This is a genomic window from Cyclobacterium sp. SOCE241, assembly GCF_056867545.1.
Genome location: NZ_CP149779.1, coordinates 4,923,795 through 4,941,537 on the forward strand (window position 1 = coordinate 4,923,795; position 17,743 = coordinate 4,941,537).

Annotated in this window: 17 protein-coding genes and 2 pseudogenes; 18 read left to right on the forward strand and 1 reads right to left on the reverse strand. The window is 39.4% G+C overall.

Annotated features, from left to right (window positions below; translation table 11 throughout):
• Positions 1-10: 10 nt before the first annotated feature.
• A pseudogene (locus WG932_RS24970) lies at positions 11-869 on the forward strand (fumarylacetoacetate hydrolase family protein).
• Between the two features lie 51 nt (positions 870-920).
• Here the strand turns inward: WG932_RS24970 and WG932_RS24975 are convergent.
• The gene (locus tag WG932_RS24975; RefSeq protein ID WP_014020462.1) at positions 921-1,622 is read right to left on the reverse strand and encodes a FadR/GntR family transcriptional regulator; all 702 of its coding nucleotides are present in this window, start codon (positions 1,620-1,622) and stop codon (positions 921-923) included.
• 702 nt (positions 1,623-2,324) lie between these two features.
• Here WG932_RS24975 and WG932_RS24980 point away from each other — a divergent pair.
• From WG932_RS24980 to WG932_RS25060, 17 genes and pseudogenes are all read left to right on the forward strand, one after another.
• Positions 2,325-2,903, forward strand: a complete 579-nt coding sequence (locus WG932_RS24980) for a carboxypeptidase-like regulatory domain-containing protein (RefSeq protein ID WP_483085782.1) — start codon at positions 2,325-2,327, stop codon at positions 2,901-2,903.
• 8 nt (positions 2,904-2,911) lie between these two features.
• Positions 2,912-5,545 carry a SusC/RagA family TonB-linked outer membrane protein gene (locus tag WG932_RS24985; RefSeq protein WP_483088719.1) on the forward strand — a complete coding sequence of 878 codons (2,634 nt, stop codon included), beginning with the start codon at positions 2,912-2,914 and terminating at the stop codon, positions 5,543-5,545.
• Between the two features lie 27 nt (positions 5,546-5,572).
• Positions 5,573-6,049 (forward strand): RagB/SusD family nutrient uptake outer membrane protein, encoded by a 477-nt coding sequence (locus WG932_RS24990; RefSeq protein ID WP_483085783.1) that lies wholly within the window; start codon positions 5,573-5,575, stop codon positions 6,047-6,049.
• Complete coding sequence (locus WG932_RS24995; RefSeq protein ID WP_483085784.1) at positions 6,031-6,279, forward strand: hypothetical protein; 249 nt, start codon at positions 6,031-6,033, stop codon at positions 6,277-6,279. The genes WG932_RS24990 and WG932_RS24995 overlap by 19 nt, the downstream gene beginning before the upstream one ends.
• The gene (locus tag WG932_RS25000; protein WP_483085785.1) at positions 6,240-7,055 is read left to right on the forward strand and encodes a RagB/SusD family nutrient uptake outer membrane protein; all 816 of its coding nucleotides are present in this window, start codon (positions 6,240-6,242) and stop codon (positions 7,053-7,055) included. The genes WG932_RS24995 and WG932_RS25000 overlap by 40 nt, the downstream gene beginning before the upstream one ends.
• A 39-nt stretch (positions 7,056-7,094) precedes the next feature.
• Entirely contained in the window at positions 7,095-8,261 is a 1,167-nt protein-coding gene (locus tag WG932_RS25005; protein ID WP_483085786.1) for a sialidase family protein, read from the forward strand.
• 45 nt (positions 8,262-8,306) lie between these two features.
• Positions 8,307-9,113 carry an SGNH/GDSL hydrolase family protein gene (locus WG932_RS25010; RefSeq protein WP_483085787.1) on the forward strand — a complete coding sequence of 269 codons (807 nt, stop codon included), beginning with the start codon at positions 8,307-8,309 and terminating at the stop codon, positions 9,111-9,113.
• A 24-nt stretch (positions 9,114-9,137) separates the two neighbouring features.
• Positions 9,138-9,422, forward strand: coding sequence for a sialidase family protein (locus tag WG932_RS25015; protein WP_483085788.1), 285 nt, complete (start codon positions 9,138-9,140; stop codon positions 9,420-9,422).
• A gap of 20 nt (positions 9,423-9,442) precedes the next feature.
• A complete protein-coding gene (locus tag WG932_RS25020) occupies positions 9,443-10,252 on the forward strand; it encodes a sialidase family protein (protein ID WP_483085789.1) in 810 nt (269 codons plus the stop codon).
• Positions 10,253-10,269: 17 nt separating this feature from the next.
• Positions 10,270-11,430: a sialidase family protein gene (locus WG932_RS25025; RefSeq protein WP_041935120.1), complete on the forward strand. Its 1,161-nt coding sequence runs from the start codon at positions 10,270-10,272 to the stop codon at positions 11,428-11,430.
• A 41-nt stretch (positions 11,431-11,471) separates the two neighbouring features.
• The gene (locus WG932_RS25030) at positions 11,472-11,930 is read left to right on the forward strand and encodes a sulfatase-like hydrolase/transferase (RefSeq protein ID WP_483085790.1); all 459 of its coding nucleotides are present in this window, start codon (positions 11,472-11,474) and stop codon (positions 11,928-11,930) included.
• Between the two features lie 46 nt (positions 11,931-11,976).
• Entirely contained in the window at positions 11,977-12,978 is a 1,002-nt protein-coding gene (locus WG932_RS25035) for a sulfatase-like hydrolase/transferase (protein WP_483085791.1), read from the forward strand.
• Position 12,979: 1 nt separating this feature from the next.
• Positions 12,980-14,098 (forward strand): sialidase family protein, encoded by a 1,119-nt coding sequence (locus WG932_RS25040; RefSeq protein ID WP_014020470.1) that lies wholly within the window; start codon positions 12,980-12,982, stop codon positions 14,096-14,098.
• Between the two features lie 30 nt (positions 14,099-14,128).
• Complete coding sequence (locus WG932_RS25045) at positions 14,129-14,917, forward strand: SGNH/GDSL hydrolase family protein (protein WP_483085792.1); 789 nt, start codon at positions 14,129-14,131, stop codon at positions 14,915-14,917.
• Between the two features lie 6 nt (positions 14,918-14,923).
• Complete coding sequence (locus WG932_RS25050) at positions 14,924-15,577, forward strand: M14 family metallopeptidase (protein WP_483085793.1); 654 nt, start codon at positions 14,924-14,926, stop codon at positions 15,575-15,577.
• 246 nt (positions 15,578-15,823) lie between these two features.
• Positions 15,824-16,530, forward strand: a pseudogene (locus WG932_RS25055) (SDR family NAD(P)-dependent oxidoreductase); the annotation flags it as partial.
• A 39-nt stretch (positions 16,531-16,569) separates the two neighbouring features.
• Positions 16,570-17,733 carry a pyridoxal-phosphate dependent enzyme gene (locus WG932_RS25060; RefSeq protein ID WP_483088720.1) on the forward strand — a complete coding sequence of 388 codons (1,164 nt, stop codon included), beginning with the start codon at positions 16,570-16,572 and terminating at the stop codon, positions 17,731-17,733.
• The last annotated feature ends 10 nt before the right edge of the window (positions 17,734-17,743 follow it).

Genomic DNA, 17,743 nt, shown 5'->3' on the forward strand with positions numbered 1-17,743 from the left:
TTATAAAAAGATGAAATTAATAAGATTTGGAAATGTGGGTCAGGAGAAGCCCGGAGTAATAACCTCAGAAGGAAAAAAATTGATTGTTCAGCATTTGGTTCAGACTGGACGGCTGATTTCTTAGGAGATGACAGTAAGCTAAAAGAATTGGAAGAATGGCTGGAAGCAAATGCTGCAGATTGTCCTGAGATTTCTGCGGATGCCAGATTAGGGTCCCCCGTTCCTTTTCCTTCAAAGATCATTTGTGTAGGCTTAAATTACTCCTTGCATGCCAAGGAAAGTGGTATGGCTGTTCCTGAACAACCTGTTTTGTTTATGAAGGCCACTTTGCGCTTTCCGGTCCCTTTGATCCTATTGTTATTCCGAAAAATTCTAAAGCTACCGACTGGGAAGTTGAATTGGCAATAGTAATTGGTAAAAAAGCCAATTATGTTTCTGAAGAAGATGCTATGGACCATGTTTTTGGTTATGTGGTACACAACGATGTCAGTGAAAGAGACTTTCAATTAAGGCACGGTGGCCAATGGTTAAAAGGTAAAAGCGCAGATTCTTTCGCTCCTCTAGGGCCAAACTTAGTGAGTAAAGATGAGATCGCTGACCCGCACAATTTAAGATTATGGTTAAAGGTGAATGGGGAAATGTTGCAGGACAGTAATACCTCTGACTTGGTTTTTAATATCCCTCAATTGGTTAGCCATATCAGTCAATACATGAGTTTGCTGCCGGGTGATATCATCAGTACAGGAACACCTGCCGGTGTGGGAATGGGATTGAAGCCGCCAAGATATTTGAAAGCAGGAGATGTTGTGGAATTGGGAATTGATGGCTTAGGTGTATCTAAGCAAGTTGCGGAAGACTATCAAGGATAATTTAAATTATAAGTAAAAAAACACGGGTAGAATTAAATTTCTGTCCGTGTTTTATTCATCAACTTTGTCAAGATAGACTTTTAGATGGACGCTCATTTTTTCTCTAAAAGAGGCAGGAGACCCTTTTTGTAGTTCAGTCAATAAATCACGATGAGTGACAGCATTTTTAACTTCTGTTTTGCCTATGATCTGGCCGCTATGCACCAAATTAAATATAGGGAGTAACATTTTCTGGAACCTCAAAAGCGTTTGGTTGCCCGAAATCTCATAGAGCATGGAGTGAAACTCGGCATCATACCTGTTTTTTAGAAACTTATCCTTGGTTTCTTCTTCTTTTGCTACAAGTAATTCAAGCTTTTCAATGTTTTCTTTGGACTTTCGAATAAATAAGAGGTCCGTAATGCCCATTTCTAAAACCAACCTCAATTCAAAAATGTCCTGAAGGGTGGCACTGTCCAATAGCATTGGATTCAGTACACGTTCAAAACTTCCTAAAATATCAGGCTGAGTTAATATTATTCCCCTGTTTCTCTTGGATTCTATTAAGCCTAGAGTTCTAAGTCTTGATAAAGCTTCTCTTAAGGCGGTTCTGCTCACTCCCATGGATAAGGCCAATTCTGATTCCTTTGGAATGGCATCTCCGGGTTGAAGGTTTGCTTCTGCAAAGTATTCACGAAGGTTTTGTTCTACCCTATCTACCAAAGAAAGAGATGTGTCTAGAACAGGTTTGGGCTTGACATTGAAAGTATTCACTGGTGTGTTTTTGATTTTCGAATGTTACAAATATAATAAGTAATATTAAACCGATCATTTAAAAGGCGGTTAACACTAAAAAGACAAGGATGGAATTACGGTAAATGTCTCTTAATTCATTTGGTTTAAACGACTTGTCGAGCGCTGTCAAGATAAATTTACAAAAAATAATAGTTTTAATAGCTATAAATAATACATAAAATATTTTTATAGTGGATTGGTTGCTTTCATGTATTAATCATTTCTGGTTTATTTTAAAGGGAGCTATGTGTTTGATCCTATAAAATGCTTTTGTTTAAGTATTTAAAAAGTGACCAACCGTTTACTAGTTTATGGTTATTGTCATTGTAAAATCAAATAAAGATAAGTCTGATAAAAAATAGGTGCACCCATTGGTGTATTTATATTTCAGCGTTTAGTGTGTGATTTTTGCGTATTGGATTATCTCGTTTGTTCAGGTTTTTATCATATAATAATTTTTTTGACCTGTTTTTTTACATTTATAATTTAATTTTTTGCAGAATAATGTTTTGAATCAATGAAAATGGATGGGGATCGCCAAAGATTTGGATGATTGGATTTTGATGAGAATAAATTTTTATTATATTTGAATAAATAATACATATTGTATTGTGTTTTAAATGCTGTAAATAAGTTGTTTATAGCTGATGAATTTCAAAATAAAAATAAAATAGGACAAATATGATCAAGAAACTCTACACACAATGGTGGCAATTTGTTTTTATAATGTTGCTGATCCTATCCTTCAAAACCGAAACTGTGTTGGCGCAAAGCGAGATTGTAACCGGAACAGTTTATTCCCAGGAAGATGGCACGACAATTCCCGGGGTCAATATAATAAATGTTGGCACTGCATTGGGGACTGTAACCGACATGGATGGTAAATTTTCCATTAGCATTTCCGGTAACAATACCGTTTTAAGATTTTCAGCCATAGGCTACCAAACACAAGAAATCACCGTAGGCAATCAAACCAATATTGAGGTGACACTAGAAACTGCCTTGGGGGCTTTAGATGAGATAATTGTGGTGGGATATGGTGAACAATCCAGAGAAAAACTTACATCTGCTGTAAGTACATTAGATACCAAGGTACTTGAAAACATTCCTTTAGGAAATGCTGCTTCCGCATTACAAGGAACAGTATCCGGAGTAAGGGTTCAAACCTTGAGCGGACAGCCCGGCGCCTCTCCAAGAATAATTGTAAGAGGGGGACTTCCATCAACAATCCTAATGGAGCGGAACCTTTATACGTTGTAGATGGTGTAATTAGAGACGATATACAGGGGATCAATCCAATGGATATCGAATCCATGCAGGTGTTAAAAGATGCTGCATCCACAGCCATTTATGGTGCAAGAGCTTCCAATGGGGTGGTGATTTTGACCACTAAGTCGGGAAAGGCAGGAGATACAAAGGTGACCTATAGGTATACAATTGGAGCCTCACAACTACGTGAGAAATATGATTTATTATCTGCCAGGGATTATATCTATTACTCAAGGTTGGGTGTAGCTGCTACAGGGATTAAATCTCCATCAAGGCTTGCTCAATTGGATGGAGCATTCGGTTATGGTATTGGGAATGACCTTACCAATAATACGGCTTATACTACTCAATATTTAACCCCTGAAAATGAATACAAACTAAGTGAAGGCTGGCAAAGCATGCCTGATCCGGTAGACCCCAGCAAAACCATTATTTTTGATGAGGTAGATTGGCAAGATGTGCTGTTTAGAACCGCCATGACACAAGATCATTATTTGAACTTATCTGGAGGAACGGAGAAAGCCACCTTTAATTTAGGGGTTGGTTACTCAGATATGGATGGGATAGCAATTACTACCAATTATAAAAGATTTACTGCCAATATGAACGGTAGGTTGCAAGTAAGTGACAAATTATTTGTTTTTGCAGGGTTAAATTTTACTCGGTCCACGGATAATTTGGTTTACAGTGAAAACAACTTGTTTGAAAGATCCATTGCCACACCTCCCACTGCAAAGTATACCTTTGAAGATGGAACCTTGTCTCCGGGGGTGAGTCGTTCTTTAGGTAATCCTGCCTATCATTTAAACCGCAGTACCAATGACAATACATTGACCTTAATGACCTTGAGTGGTGGTGCAAATTGGGAACTTGCCCCCGGTCTGAGTTTTGAGCCTTCTGCTTCGTTGTTTACCCGAGCCAATACGGCCAATACCTTTTTGATGTCCTATCTTAATTCACCCACTCAATTGGTGGAAGATAGAAATGCTACCGGAAGTCAAACCAACTGGGAACAATTACAATTTGATGCAGTTTTGAATTATGAGAAAAGTTTTACGGACTTACATAACTTCAATGCTACTCTCGGTTATTCTATGTATCAAAGAGACAATTATAGTCTTTTTGCTCAGGGTCGTGGAGCCGCTACTGATCTTATACCTACATTAAACGCTTCAGGAGAACCAGTACAGGTTTCCAGTTCCAAAGGAAAGCAATTGATTCTGGGTTATTTCGGCAGAGCAAATTATGATTTTGACAACAAATACTTATTATCAGTTAGTGCCAGATATGATGGTGCATCTAACTTAGGTTCTGCTTACAAATGGGGTTTCTTCCCTGGAGTGTCTGCGGGATGGAATTTACACAATGAAACTTTCTGGAGTGCTCCTGCAGCAATTGATAAGTTCAAATTGAGAGCAAGTTATGGCCTTAATGGTAATCTGGGTAACCTTAGCGATTTTCAAGCCCAGGGCGGTTATAGTGTGGGAGCCATTTACCAAGGAAACGCTGCTGTGGAATATACTACCATTGCGAATCCTGACCTAAAATGGGAGCAATCCAGAACATTTGATATTGGTTTTGATGCAAGTTTGTTCAATAACCGCGTCAGCTTATTGTTTGATTATTATCAAAGAGAAACTTCTAATTTAATCACTACTCTGGCCATGCCTAAACTGACCGGGTTTACCAGTGTGTTGACAAACCTTGGTAGTTTAGAAAATAAAGGTGTAGAGCTAGAGGTCAGTTTTAACATCCTAGAGACAAAGGATTGGATGTGGAATTTGGGATTCAATGCTTCGTATGTGAAAAATAAGATATTGGAGCTTCCGGAAAATGACAATGAAAACAATAGAATTGGAGGTTTTAATGTCTATGATCCTTCTGTCGGTGATTATGTTTGGAAAGGTGGTTTACAAGAAGGAGGTCAGATTGGAGAAATGTATGGCTATCAGTACTTGTCGGTTTTTGCCACTGATGATGAAGCTGCTGCTGCACCTCAGGATTTGATCATGGCCGGTCCTGACCGAACCAGATATGGTGGAGATGTGAATTGGTTGGATGTGGATGGTAATGATGTGATCGATACCAGAGATAGGGTTTATATGGGCAATATTTTCCCTAAATGGACCGGAGGCTTTTCGAATAATGTAAATTATAAAGGGATTAACCTTTATATGAGAATGGACTATACCACCGGACATACTATTTATAACTATGTGAGGGCTAATTTGGATGGTGAGTTTGTAGGAAATACCAATATGAGCTCAAATATTGCGAGGTCTTGGGAAAATCAAGGGGATGTAACCGACGTTCCTAAGTTTTACTGGGCAGATCAAGTGGCCCAAAGTAACTATTGGAGAGGGGATCCAAGAAACCTAGACAATGGTGCCGGAAGCTCTGTGAACTATGAGAAAGGTGATTTTTTAGCTTTAAGGGAACTTACCTTAAGTTACGATTATTCAGCCGGCTGGTATAGAAAGATTGGAATTGAAGGAATCCGTCTCAATCTTACAGGAAACAACTTGATTTATTTTACTGATTTTAGTGGTCTTTCTCCTGAAGAAGGAGGAATGAATAGAGGGCGTTTTCCTGTTCCTCGCAATATCATGTTAGGTATCAACCTTTCTCTTTAATTAAGTCCTGATCAAACATAAAAAATCATGAAAATATTAGTTAATATAAAGACATGCCTTCTAGGAATCACTGTTTTTCTGCTTAATTATTCCTGTACAGAGCCTTTGGAATTAGCCCCCATTAGTTCGATAGGTGCCAACTCTTTTTGGCAATCTGAACAAGATGCTACCGGAGGACTGATTGGGATGTACAACCAGTTTAGAGATCTGTCAAGTAGAACACTCTATTTTATGGGAGAATCAAGGAGCGAGATCATGAGTGAGGGGCTTCAGAATGCGGATTATAGAAGAAAGTATTTTGAAAATGACATGAATGAAAGTAATGCCGATCTCGATTGGTTGCAGTCTTACAAAGTGATTAATTATGCCAATTTGGTAATAAAAAATGTTCCCAATATTACCTTCCCTAATGAAGAAAATAAAAATGATCTACTGGCACAGGCTTATAGCATGAGGGCCTTTATGTATTTTATTCTTGCCAAGACTTGGGGGGTGTTCCTTTAATTACGACACCTGTTGAAGGTTTTGATGCAGAAACTACATTTCAGGAAAGGGCTGCTGTTTCTTCCGTATTTGAATTAATAAAAGCGGATTTGGAAAAGGCCATTGATCTTTTTCCAAACAATGTATTTGGTAATGGCCGTTCGATGTGGTCAAAACCAGCTGTTAATACTCTTAAAGGAGACGTTTATTTGTGGACCGGCAAAACCATGGGGGTGGAGAATCTGATATAACTGTTGCTTTAAATGCGCTAAACGAAGTAAGATCTGCTGACCTGACTCTTTTGGATGATTTTTCCAGGATTTTTGATTTTGATAATAAGGGAAATAATGAGATAATTTTCTCAGTACATTTCAATGATTTTGAGGTTTCCAATAACATGTATTCAGACATGTATATAAATTCTCTTGATTTAAAAGAGTCTTATGGTGAAGAAACACTTGCCACTGTTGGCACTCCGGGAGGTTTCAATTGGTGGGCACCATCAGCAACCATGCGCAATCAATTTAGTAATGAGGACAGTAGGAAAGATGGAAGCTTTTTCGAGATTTATGACACGGATGAGGACAATACCTTTATTACTTCAATTGTGAAGAAAGGGGATGGTTATACAGAATCAGGGACCCGTTGGTTTTTGGATGATATTGTTATTTATAGGTATGCGGAATTATTACTACTTATCGCCGAAGCCAAAAATGCACTGGGTCAGGATCCTTCCGCTGAAATGAATGAGATAAGAACAAGAGCTTATGGAGAGAATTTCTCTAGCTTTGAATTTGTAAGTTCCTCCCAAGAAGAAAACGACGAGGCTATTTTACAGGAGAGGTTGTTTGAATTGGCTTTTGAGGGAAAAAGATGGTGGGATCTGATTCGTTTCGACAAGGCCTTTGAGAAAGTACCTTCCTTACACGGTAAAGAAGGGCAAGATTATCTTTTGGTTTGGCCAATTACCTTAGAAACCATTAGTTTGAATTCAAAAATAAGCCAAAATGCAGGTTACGAACAGTAATTAGAAGACAGTGAAAAACCCATAAATAACCTTTTGCCTATGTTAATAATTCACCGAGTATTAGCTTTAACCATGATCATGGCTGCCCTTTCCAACTCCGGAAAGGCGCAGCATGCTTATTTAAATTCAAACAATGGTAAATCAATCTCAATTGGAGCACTGGTTTACCCCGAGGTTGATGAATTGAAAGGCATGATGATGGGGCCATTTGTTAAATTGTTTGACGGTGGTATTCTAACTGTCGATGGAACAGATTGTATTATCAGTAGGGATGAAGGGATGACTTGGGAAAGATTTCCTGTATTTGATAACCCGGAAAGTTTTTTGATTTCGGATGAGCGTGCTATTCTTTCAACCAGTAATGGTGTAATCGTTTTGGCATTTATGAACTTAAAGGAAAGGGCAAACTGGGACTGGCAAGAAGAGATTTCCGATTCACCCGGTGCCAGATTGCCAACTTATACAGTGAGGAGTTTAGATGGGGGTAAAACTTGGCAAGACGTTCAAAAGCTCCATAATGAATGGACCGGTGCTATTCGTGACATGATAGAAACGGAGAATGGAAACATTGTTTTTACTTCCATGATGATGCGGCATCACCCGGGACACCATACGGTGTTGACTTATAAGTCGGGTAATGAAGGTAAGACTTGGGAAAGGTCTAATATTATCGATCTCGGAGGAATTGGGCATCACAGTGGGGTGACAGAAGCAACGCTCGAATCACTTCCTCAAGGGAAATTATGGCTGTTAATGAGAACCAACTGGGGGACTTTCTGGGAGGCCTTCTCCACTGATGATGGAAAAACATGGAATGGTATCCGGCCAACAGATATACCTGCAAGTTCTGCTCCCGGTTTGCTTAAAAGGCTTGAAAGTGGCAGGTTGGTTTTGGTGTGGAATAGGAGATTCCCGGAAGGCACGGATTATTACCCGTTAACTGGAGGGGATAAACAATGGTCAGAAGTGGCCGCTAGTAACCACAGAGATGAGCTGTCAATAGCCTTTTCAGAAGACGAGGGAAGAACATGGTCTGCTCCTTCAGTAATTGCTAAAATTGACAGCAGTAAAAAAATGGATCCCCCTTTGAGAAGGATTTCCTATCCCTATGTTTTTGAACGTAGTCCCGGTGAATTGTGGGTCACTACCATGCAAGGAGGGCTCCGGGTCAGGTTATATGAAAAGGATTTTATAAAAAAGAAATAGGCTTGGAAATTAATAGCTTGATATCAATCAGTAATAATAGAAGGAATGAATAGACTTTCAGGAAGAAGATTTTTTATAAGGTGCCTTTGTCTACTGCCAATACCGGCCATTTTATCTTTTTCACCTAAGCTCTATAGGAAAAAGGCAGTTTCTGTTTTTACTCATTCTGGAAAGAACGACAAAGAGAAAATTGCTCTATTGCTCAAGGGGAAAACATCATTGATTTGGGTTTTTACAGGAGATAGTATTACTCACGGCGCAAAACATACCCATGGGTATCGCTCCTATCCTGAAATATTTTCGGAGCGGATAAGGTGGGAATTAGGTAGGGTAAGAGACCTTGTCATCAATACGGGAATCAGTGGAAATACAAGCAGGAATATCCTTGACGATTTTGAATGGAGGGTGAAGCAGTTTAAGCCCAATGTGGTGTCAATCATGATAGGGACAAATGACTGTGCCAATGGGCGGGTTACCCTAGAAGATTATGAGAAAAATATTATCAGTTTAGTGGAGAAGTTTAGAAGCCTAGGGGCCATTCCAATCCTACATACACCTAATCCTATTATTGAAGCCTTAGATCCTAATAAAGAAAGTCTAGAGGAATATGTAAAGGTTATAAAATCAATTGCTGAAAAAGAGCAGGTGATATTAGTTGATAATTATGGTCGTTGGAGTGAAGAGTTAGAAACCCCAAATGGAGCAAAAGTTTTTAAGGAATGGCTCAATGATCCTCTGCATCCGAATGGTGGAGGCCATTCAGAAATAGCGAGATTAATGTTTAAATCCTTAGGGATTTTTGACCCTACAGCTCCGACCTGCGGAGGTGCCTATTATGAAGGAGAACATTAAACGACAAGCTACCAACCAATTATCATGAAACAATCAAAGTTATTAGTATTAGTAGGTGTATTTCTTCTGAGTTTAGGGAGTTTTTCCAAAGCCCAGGCATTGTTAAACACATCAGAAATTGTTCTTCAAATTGGAGAAGACGGTAATCCCCCGAGGAATAGTGAAGGAAGTTTTATCCAATTGAAGGATGGAAGGATATTGTTTGCATATTCAAAATTTGAAGGAGGCTCAGGGGATCACGCCAGTGGGGTGATTGCAGGCCGCTATTCTAAAGATGGGGGAATACATGGACCGGCAAAGACGAGGTAATCATATCCAATGAAGGAGGCATGAATGTCATGTCTGTTTCCTTTCTGAGGTTAATTGACGGGTCGATTGCTTTATTTTATGCGCGAAAAAATTCATTGGATGACTGCATTCCCTATATGCGTTTTTCTACTGATGAGGCCAAAACTTGGTCTGATCCAGTTCCCGTAATCACAGATAAGAAAGGGTACTTTGTACTGAACAATGATCGAGTAATACAACTTTCGGGAGGAAGATTATTGGCTCCTGTATCCTTACATAAAACTGCAGGAGTTGATTTTAGCATGCGTGGATCAATTTTTTGTTATTATTCTGATGACAATGGTAAAACATGGCATTCGGGGATGGAAATGCCTAATAAAAATAGGGTAGTGGTTCAGGAACCGGGGGTAGTTTTATTAGAAAATGGTAAGATTTTGATGTGGTTGCGTACAGACAGAGGGGTGCAATACTTAAGTAAATCGGAGGACCAAGGCTTGACTTGGGAAGAAGTATATCCTTCAGATATTGCCTCACCTAGGGCACCAGCTTCCCTAAAGAGAATTCCTGAAACCGGAGATCTTATGTTGATTTGGAACAATAACAAAGGTTTGGTAAAAGAAACAGCTGCTTATAGAACTCCACTTACAGCGGCTATTTCAAAGGATGAAGGGAAAAGTTGGACCCATTTAAAAGTACTCGAAGATGATCCGGATGGTTTCTTCTGCTATACAGCAATTTCATTTATTGGCAGTGAAGTATTACTTGCTTATATGGCTGCAGAACGTGAAAAATTAAAAGAGAAAATCCCTCTGGTACTTAGGAAATTAAGCTTGGATGAATTTTATGACTAAATGATATGAATATGGCAATGAACAAAATAAGCGGACTAATCAAAATACTTCTATTAATAGCATTCGTAAGCTATGGCTGTGGAGGTAAGCCGGTAGAGGAACAGAATGAAACAACTACCTTACCTGATAAAGAAAGGGTAAGTGCCCCAAAAAATTTGGTGCTCAATCCAGGAAAAAACAATCCAAGAAACAGCGAAGGTGATTTTATTGAGTTGAAAGACGGTAAAATCCTCTTTGTTTATTCTCATTATTACGGAGAATCATCCAGTGATCATGCCACTGCTTATTTGGCAGGAAGGTATTCGGAAGATAAAGGCAAAAGCTGGACAAATGAGGATGTAGAAATTCTGCCCAATGAAGGAGGTATGAATGTGATGTCTGTATCCTTGCTTAGACTGCAAAATGGGGATATTGCCATGTTTTATTTAAGGAAAAACAATACTGACGATTGCATTCCTTACATGAGGATTTCTAAAGATGAGGCACAAACATGGTCTGACCCAATAGCCTGTATTACCGATGATGAAGGTTATTTTGTTTTAAACAATGACAGAGTGGTCCAGCTTGAGGACGGTACATTAATGCTTGCGGTTGCCAAACACGCCGGTCCGGGCATGGAATGGAGAGGTAGAGCTGATTTGTATGCCTATTCCTCTACCGACAATGGACAGACTTGGGATAGAAGTGAGATGGTGCCCAATCCAAAAGAAATTGTTTTACAAGAACCTGGCTTGGTTGAGTTAGCAGATGGATCAATATTAATGGTTATTAGAACCGACGCAGGGGTGCAGTGCTATTCATACTCCAAAGACAATGGGAAAACATGGTCTGCAGTAGAAGAAAGCACTCTAGTTTCACCGGTTTCTCCTGCCACAATTGAAAGAATCCCAGGAACAGGAGATTTGTTGGCAGTATGGAACAATAATGTGTCTGAAGATCCAGATATAGCTAAGTTAAGAACACCATTGAGTTCGGCCATTTCAAAGGATGAAGGTAAAACGTGGACGAACTACAAGACTTTAGAAAACGACCCTGACGGTTGGTATTGCTACATAGCTATGGAATTTATTGGTGATGATGTTTTACTTGGCTACTGTGCAGGCAATAGACCGGCAGGTACCGGACTCTCGGTTACCAAGGTTACCAAGCTTGGAACGGACTGGTTTTATGAGGATTAAGCGATGAAGAAGGGGTAGACAATAGAATAAGGATATTATGTTTGGGCATTTTGCTTTTAATGGCAGGATTCTCATGTCAACCTGCGATTAAAAGCTCAGATGATGTAAAACCAAATATCCTTCTGATTGTTTCGGAAGATCACGGACAAGATATAGGAGCTTATGGCAATGAGATTGTGATAACTCCCAACATTGACTTATTGGCTGAAAATGGCGTAATGTTTCTCAATGCCTATACCACCTATTCTGTCTGTAGCCCTTCGAGAAGTTCAATTCTGACAGGACTTTACCCGCATCAAAATGGTCAAATTGGTTTGGCTACACATGACTTTGAAATGTATAAGTCCTTTGAGAATATCCCTTCTTATTTGAAAAATCAAGGCTATAAAACAGGCTGTTTAGGAAAGCTACATGTCAACCCTGAAGCTTCATTTCCATTTGACTTTCATGAAATTGAAAGCTCCAATTTTGCTAAGAAAAAATGGGGGATTATGCCATAAAAGCGGCTGAATTTATTAATTCTTCGGGGGGGAACCTTTTTTTCTTATGGTAAATTTTCCTGATGCGCACTTTCCATTATTAAGGAAAGTTGACGGTTTACCTACGATTGAAGTTAATGAAAATCAGATCTCCGGCACATTACCATTTGTGGGGGTAGATTCAGAGCGATTGAGAGCACAGACTGCTGATTACTACAGTCAAATTAATAGACTCGACGAATCAATTGGAATGCTTATGGATTCTCTAAAATCTTCAGGAAAGGCTGAAAATACTTTAGTGATTTTTCTCAGTGATCACGGAGCACAGTTTTCAAGGGGTAAAACCACAAGTTATGAAGCAGGTCTGAAAATACCTTTAATCATGAATTGGCCGAAGGGCTTAAAAAGTAAAAAGTTGAAAAGTGAAGAATTGGTTTCAGTAGTAGACTTGTTTCCTACCATTGTAGACGCTGTTTCATCTCAAGAAAAAGCAGAGCTTCCCGGTAAGTCTTTAATAAAAATTGCTAAGGATCAACTGCCCGGGCATGACTATATTTATGCTGGCGGAATGATAGGGACGGCAAAATATTTTTACCCTAAAAGAAGCGTACGAGACAAACAATATAAGTTGATTCACAATTTGTATAGTGGAGAGAGGGATCCTTATTTCACAGTATATACAGATCATGTTTATGCAACAGTCTTGTCGGGATCTTCTAGGGCAGAAATTGCCTCATCCACTGATGAAATTAAAGCAGTTTATGAAAGATGGGAAAGTCCTCCTGCTTATGAATTCTACGACCTCGAAACTGATCCTTGGGAGTTCAATAATTTAGCAGATATCCCCGATTATCAGGAGGAGATGGAGAGGTTTAAGCTAGTGCTTACTAATTGGAGAATGAATACTAGAGATCCACTTATTGATCCAATAATGTTTAAAAGGATCAAGGCAGAGGTGGACTCCATTAATACGCTGTATCCCAATCACTCCTATCAAAAAGACACCGCTTTTCATTGGAGCTATCCGGAATATTTTGGGGATTATGTATTAAATGCTGAACAAAATTAATATGAAGACTAGCTATAAAATTTTATTACTTTTTCTATTCATTGGCTTTCATTTATTGGAAGAAGTATCAGGGCAAAATATAAAAACTGTATTACAATTGGATCCTGGAGAAAACAACCCTAGAAACAGTGAAGGAGATTTTATTCGTTTGAAGGATGGGAGAATAATGTTTATCTACACCCATTTCACTGGTAGTTCAAGCAGTGATTTTGGCTCTGCCCATTTGGCTGCAAGGTTTTCTCGGGATAATGGTCAAACTTGGACTGATCAGGACAAGGTCATCGTACCCAATGATGGTAAAATGAATGTTATGTCGGTTTCCTTACTTAGGCTGCAAAACGGTGATATTGCCTTGTTTTATGCCAGGAAAAATAGCTTAAGTGACTGCATTCCTTTAATGCGAATATCCAAAGATGAAGGAGAAACTTGGTCAGAACCGAGCCCTTGTATCACTGATAGGGAAGGTTACTTTGTGCTTAACAACAATAGGGTGCTTCAATTGGATAATGGCAGACTCATTATGCCTGTTGCCTTACATAGAACATCCGAAGGTGAGGATTTCAATAATAATGGTCGATTATTTACCTATTTTTCAGATGACAATGGAGCAACATGGAAGTCGGGAAGAGAAGTGAAGAATCCTAAAAAGGTCATCTTCCAGGAACCCGGCCTTATAGCACTGAAAAATGGAAAACTAATGATGATTATCCGTACAGATGATGGCGTACAATATGCCGCTTTCTCAAAAGATTTGGGAGAAAAATGGACCCCCGCCAAACCCACAAAAATCGCATCACCACTCTCCCCTGCCACTATCGCAAGGATACCATCTACCGGAGATCTAATTATGGTTTGGAATAATAATGGGGTGAAAGAAGGATTGTACAAAGGGAAAAGGACCCCATTAAACGTTGCTATTTCCAAGGATGAAGGAAAAACCTGGGAGAAAGAAAAAGTACTTGAGGATGACCCTGACGGCTGGTATTGTTATACAGCTATTCATTTTGTCAATGAGGATCAAATGCTCTTATCTTATTGTGCCGGAAATAGACCGGCTGGGACTGGGCTTTCTGTGACTAGGCTAAAGCTATTAAATTTGGGCTGGGTTTATGAGGATTAATGAATGTATTAAGGGAAGAAGTCTTGAAATATGATTTTGTCCATTAAGCTTGCCATGCAAAAGATTACATGTATAGTCTTGGTTTTACAATGTATAATTTCCTTTAGGCTTTTGGCTGGACTTCCGGTCAATTCAGGGAAGTCAGGTGAAGATGGGAAGATTATTTTGGGTGAAAAAATTCTAACAATTGTAGCCTTTGGTAATTCCATAACTGCAACAAGAAATACCATTGATCAGGTTTTTGCCCAAAGATTGCCATCACTTCTACTAGCGGAAGGTATCGAAGCAAAAGTGATTAATTCCGGGCTTCCCGGCAGCCATACGGGGAGTATTAAAGACCATAATTTATTTAAAATAAAACATGGGATGGATCGGTTCGAGACCGATGTATTGACCCATAACCCTGATTTGGTCATCATAGGTTTTGGGACCAATGATGCACATATCGATGAGGATATTCCTGACGGTAAATCAAGAATTCCATTAAAGGAGTATCAACGCAACCTTAAATTTATGATAAAAGAGCTCCAGGGCAGAAGGATTGACGTGCTTTTAATAGCACCTAATGGATTGCGAGGAGAATATCCGGAATTCCAAAATGTGAGATTGTACCAATATGTAGAAGTAGTGAAAAAATTATCGAAAAAATATAAAACAGGGCTGGTGGATAATTTTAAATTCTTTTCAGACTATTATGAAACGGATGAGTCCGGAGAAGAGCTGTTATTGGATGGGGTGCATCCCAATGATAAGGGGCATGCTTTAATGGCAGGTGAAATCACCCAGGAAATAGTGAAAATCACAAGGGTAAAATATTAAAAAAAAATGGCTGAATTATTTTCTTCCCAAATTATCAAATCCTCTAAAGAGGGTCCCAATGGGCTTATTATAGCAGGGATTCACGGTGATGAATACGAACCTGTATTGGCTGTTATGCGATTAATAAAAAAATTGGAAGGGAGGTTGATTTCAGGATCTATAACCCTCGTACCTGTAACCAATAGAAACGCGTATTTTTCCGGAAGTAGGGTAGGAGAAGACGGATTAGATCTCGCCAGAACTTGTCCCGGTAATTCCAATGGTAGCATCACAGAAAGGGTAGCTGCAAAAATTAGTGAATTGATTAAAAAGGCAGATTTCTTTATTGACATGCATACCGGAGGTAATTTGTTTGAAATTTCTCCCTTATCAGGGTATATGCTACACAATGACCCTTCAGTATTGCAAAAGCAAAGGGAGATGGCTGCAGCATTTAATTTGCCAATTGTGTGGGGGACAAGTCCTGAATTGGAAGGAAGGACCTTATCCGTGGCTAGAGATGGCAATATTCCTGCAATTTATACTGAAAATGGTGGAGGGGCTTACCGTACAGAGGGGGTGGAGGAGTTGGTGGATGGTTGTGAAAATGTTTTGGAACTTTTTGGGTTGTTGCCCCAACAAAAAAAGAAAAAAAGCAATGGTAAATATAGAAGACGATAAGCCAGGAAGCGGGCATTTACAAGTGATGCATCCATCTCCTGATGAGGGGGTTTTTTTATCGCAAAAGTCAGCTTAGGTGATTTTGTTAAAGAGGGAGATGGATTAGGATATATTGTAAACGATAAGGGTGAAAAAAGCACACAAGTCTTAGCACAACAATCAGGAATGGTTTTCTTAAAAAGGGCAGTTCCTATGGCTAAAGCCGGTGATGCTTTGGCCGGAATTTTACCTATAAAAAAATAAATGATGAAAAGTGAAGCAGATAATAGACAAAGGGTAATAATTGTAACAGGGGCATGCAGAGGTATAGGCAAGGCAATCACTGAAACTTTTGTGGACAATGGCGATTTGGTTGCAATGGTTTCAGAAAACAAGAATGAGTTGCTAAAAACAGCAGCTTCAGTCTCTAACCCGAATAATGTATTGGTTTTAGATGGAGATTTGGCTATCGATGATTTTGTCGATGAAATTGTAGAGGCAACCTACAGTAAGTGGGGGAAAATAGATGTTTTGATCAACAACGCAGCCTGGCGAACCATTGAGACTTTAAATACCATTTCTAGAGAAAATTGGGAGAAAACCCTCAAGGTTTGTCTTACCTCACCCGTTTTTCTTTCAAAAATGGCGGCAAAAAAATGAAATCCGGAAATAGGGGAGGTGTGATTATTCATTTAAGTAGTGTAATGGCAAACAGAGCAGGAGGAACAAGTCCGGCTTATATAGCCGCAAAAGGAGCTTTGCTAAGCTTAACCTATGAAATGGCTGCATTATACGGCCCTTCGGGTATAAGGGTATTGGCCGTTTGCCCGGGAAATGTAACGACCGCAATGAGTAGTGATTTTAAAGATTCCAAAGGAAGCAATATAAGTCAACTATTGGTTGAAGAAATGGAGGATATGACACCTTTACAGCGGAGTGCCTCACCTGAGGAAATAGCCGAGGGAGTATTTTGGCTCAGTTCCAACAAAGCTTCATTTATCAATGGTACTTCCTTGGATATAGATGGGGGATTTGCCCACAATTTCAATAGTTATAAAAGTAAAAGAAACAATTTCCAAACGAGTTTTGAAAGGTATCAACAAATACATAGAACTATTAAATCTTCCAAATGGAATAGAGCCCTTTTCTTTAGGGAGGGGAATACTCCACTGATTAAATCAAGGAAAATTGGACCTGAATTGGGGTTTCCAAACCTATATTTCAAACTGGAATCAGCAAATCCATCGGGCTCCTATAAAGATCGCTTCGCAGCATTTGCCCTTGCAGATATCCAAGCAAATAATGGCAAACTTTGTTTGGCAACCTCGAGTGGCAATACCGGTGCGGCACTTGCTGCTTATGCTGCGGCTGCAGGAATTCCTTGTAAAATAGCCATAGTGGATGGAGCCCCTGAAGGGAAATTAAAACAAATGCGAGCCTATGGAGCCTCATTGTATGTTATCAAGGGTTTTGGAAAAAACAAAGAGGTGACAGAGAAGGTGTTTGCTAAGCTCGGAGAAGTGGCTGCTGAAAATCAGACCCAATTACAAGTGAGTGCTTTCAAGTACAGTCCGGTAGGGATGGAAGGGGTGCAAACCCTCAGTTTTGAATTGGCAGAAGACTTGGGTAAGGTTGACAATGTGTTTGTCCCTACTGGTGGAGGTGGCTTAACTTTAGCTGTTGCAAGAGGTTTTCAGACATGGAAGCAAAAGCATTCAGATTTCAGCCTGCCTAAGGTGCATTGTGTGCAACCGGATGGTAATGACACCATAGCAGGAAACCTGAGAAAAGGTTTAACTGAAGCAAAAGCGGTTGATGATGCGACCACCAAAGTGAGTGGTCTTCAGGTAGCTGTGGTAATTGATGGTAATGAAACATTACAGGCCTGTAAAAATACAGGAGGAAATGGTTTCCTAGTAAAGGATGAAGATACATTTGCTTGCCAACGATTATTGGCGATAAAGGAAGGCATTTATGCTGAGCCAGCAGGGGCAGTGGCCTTGGCTGGTTTTATGAAATCGGTGACTTCAGGAGAGCTGGATAAAAATTCCAATGCAGTATGTATTGTATCGGGGAGTGGTTTTAAAGACCCTGAAGCCACAGAGAATTTGATTGACAAAAACCCGGTACGTTATTTAGAGAATTATTATGAAATGGATCAATATTTTAGAAAGTAAAAGATAAATC

What these genes read in the sequence shown, in the direction of transcription:
- WG932_RS24990 (WP_483085783.1), top strand. Translation starts at nt 5,573, where the DNA reads ATGAAAATATTAGTTAATATAAAGACATGCCTTCTAGGAATCACTGTT.
- WG932_RS25045 (WP_483085792.1), top strand. Translation starts at nt 14,129, where the DNA reads ATGATTTTGTCCATTAAGCTTGCCATGCAAAAGATTACATGTATAGTC.
- WG932_RS25015 (WP_483085788.1), top strand. Translation starts at nt 9,138, where the DNA reads ATGAAACAATCAAAGTTATTAGTATTAGTAGGTGTATTTCTTCTGAGT.
- WG932_RS24980 (WP_483085782.1), top strand. Translation starts at nt 2,325, where the DNA reads ATGATCAAGAAACTCTACACACAATGGTGGCAATTTGTTTTTATAATG.
- WG932_RS25025 (WP_041935120.1), top strand. Translation starts at nt 10,270, where the DNA reads ATGAACAAAATAAGCGGACTAATCAAAATACTTCTATTAATAGCATTC.
- WG932_RS25005 (WP_483085786.1), top strand. Translation starts at nt 7,095, where the DNA reads ATGTTAATAATTCACCGAGTATTAGCTTTAACCATGATCATGGCTGCC.
- WG932_RS25020 (WP_483085789.1), top strand. Translation starts at nt 9,443, where the DNA reads ATGAATGTCATGTCTGTTTCCTTTCTGAGGTTAATTGACGGGTCGATT.
- WG932_RS25050 (WP_483085793.1), top strand. Translation starts at nt 14,924, where the DNA reads ATGGCTGAATTATTTTCTTCCCAAATTATCAAATCCTCTAAAGAGGGT.
- WG932_RS25040 (WP_014020470.1), top strand. Translation starts at nt 12,980, where the DNA reads ATGAAGACTAGCTATAAAATTTTATTACTTTTTCTATTCATTGGCTTT.
- WG932_RS25010 (WP_483085787.1), top strand. Translation starts at nt 8,307, where the DNA reads ATGAATAGACTTTCAGGAAGAAGATTTTTTATAAGGTGCCTTTGTCTA.
- WG932_RS25035 (WP_483085791.1), top strand. Translation starts at nt 11,977, where the DNA reads ATGGTAAATTTTCCTGATGCGCACTTTCCATTATTAAGGAAAGTTGAC.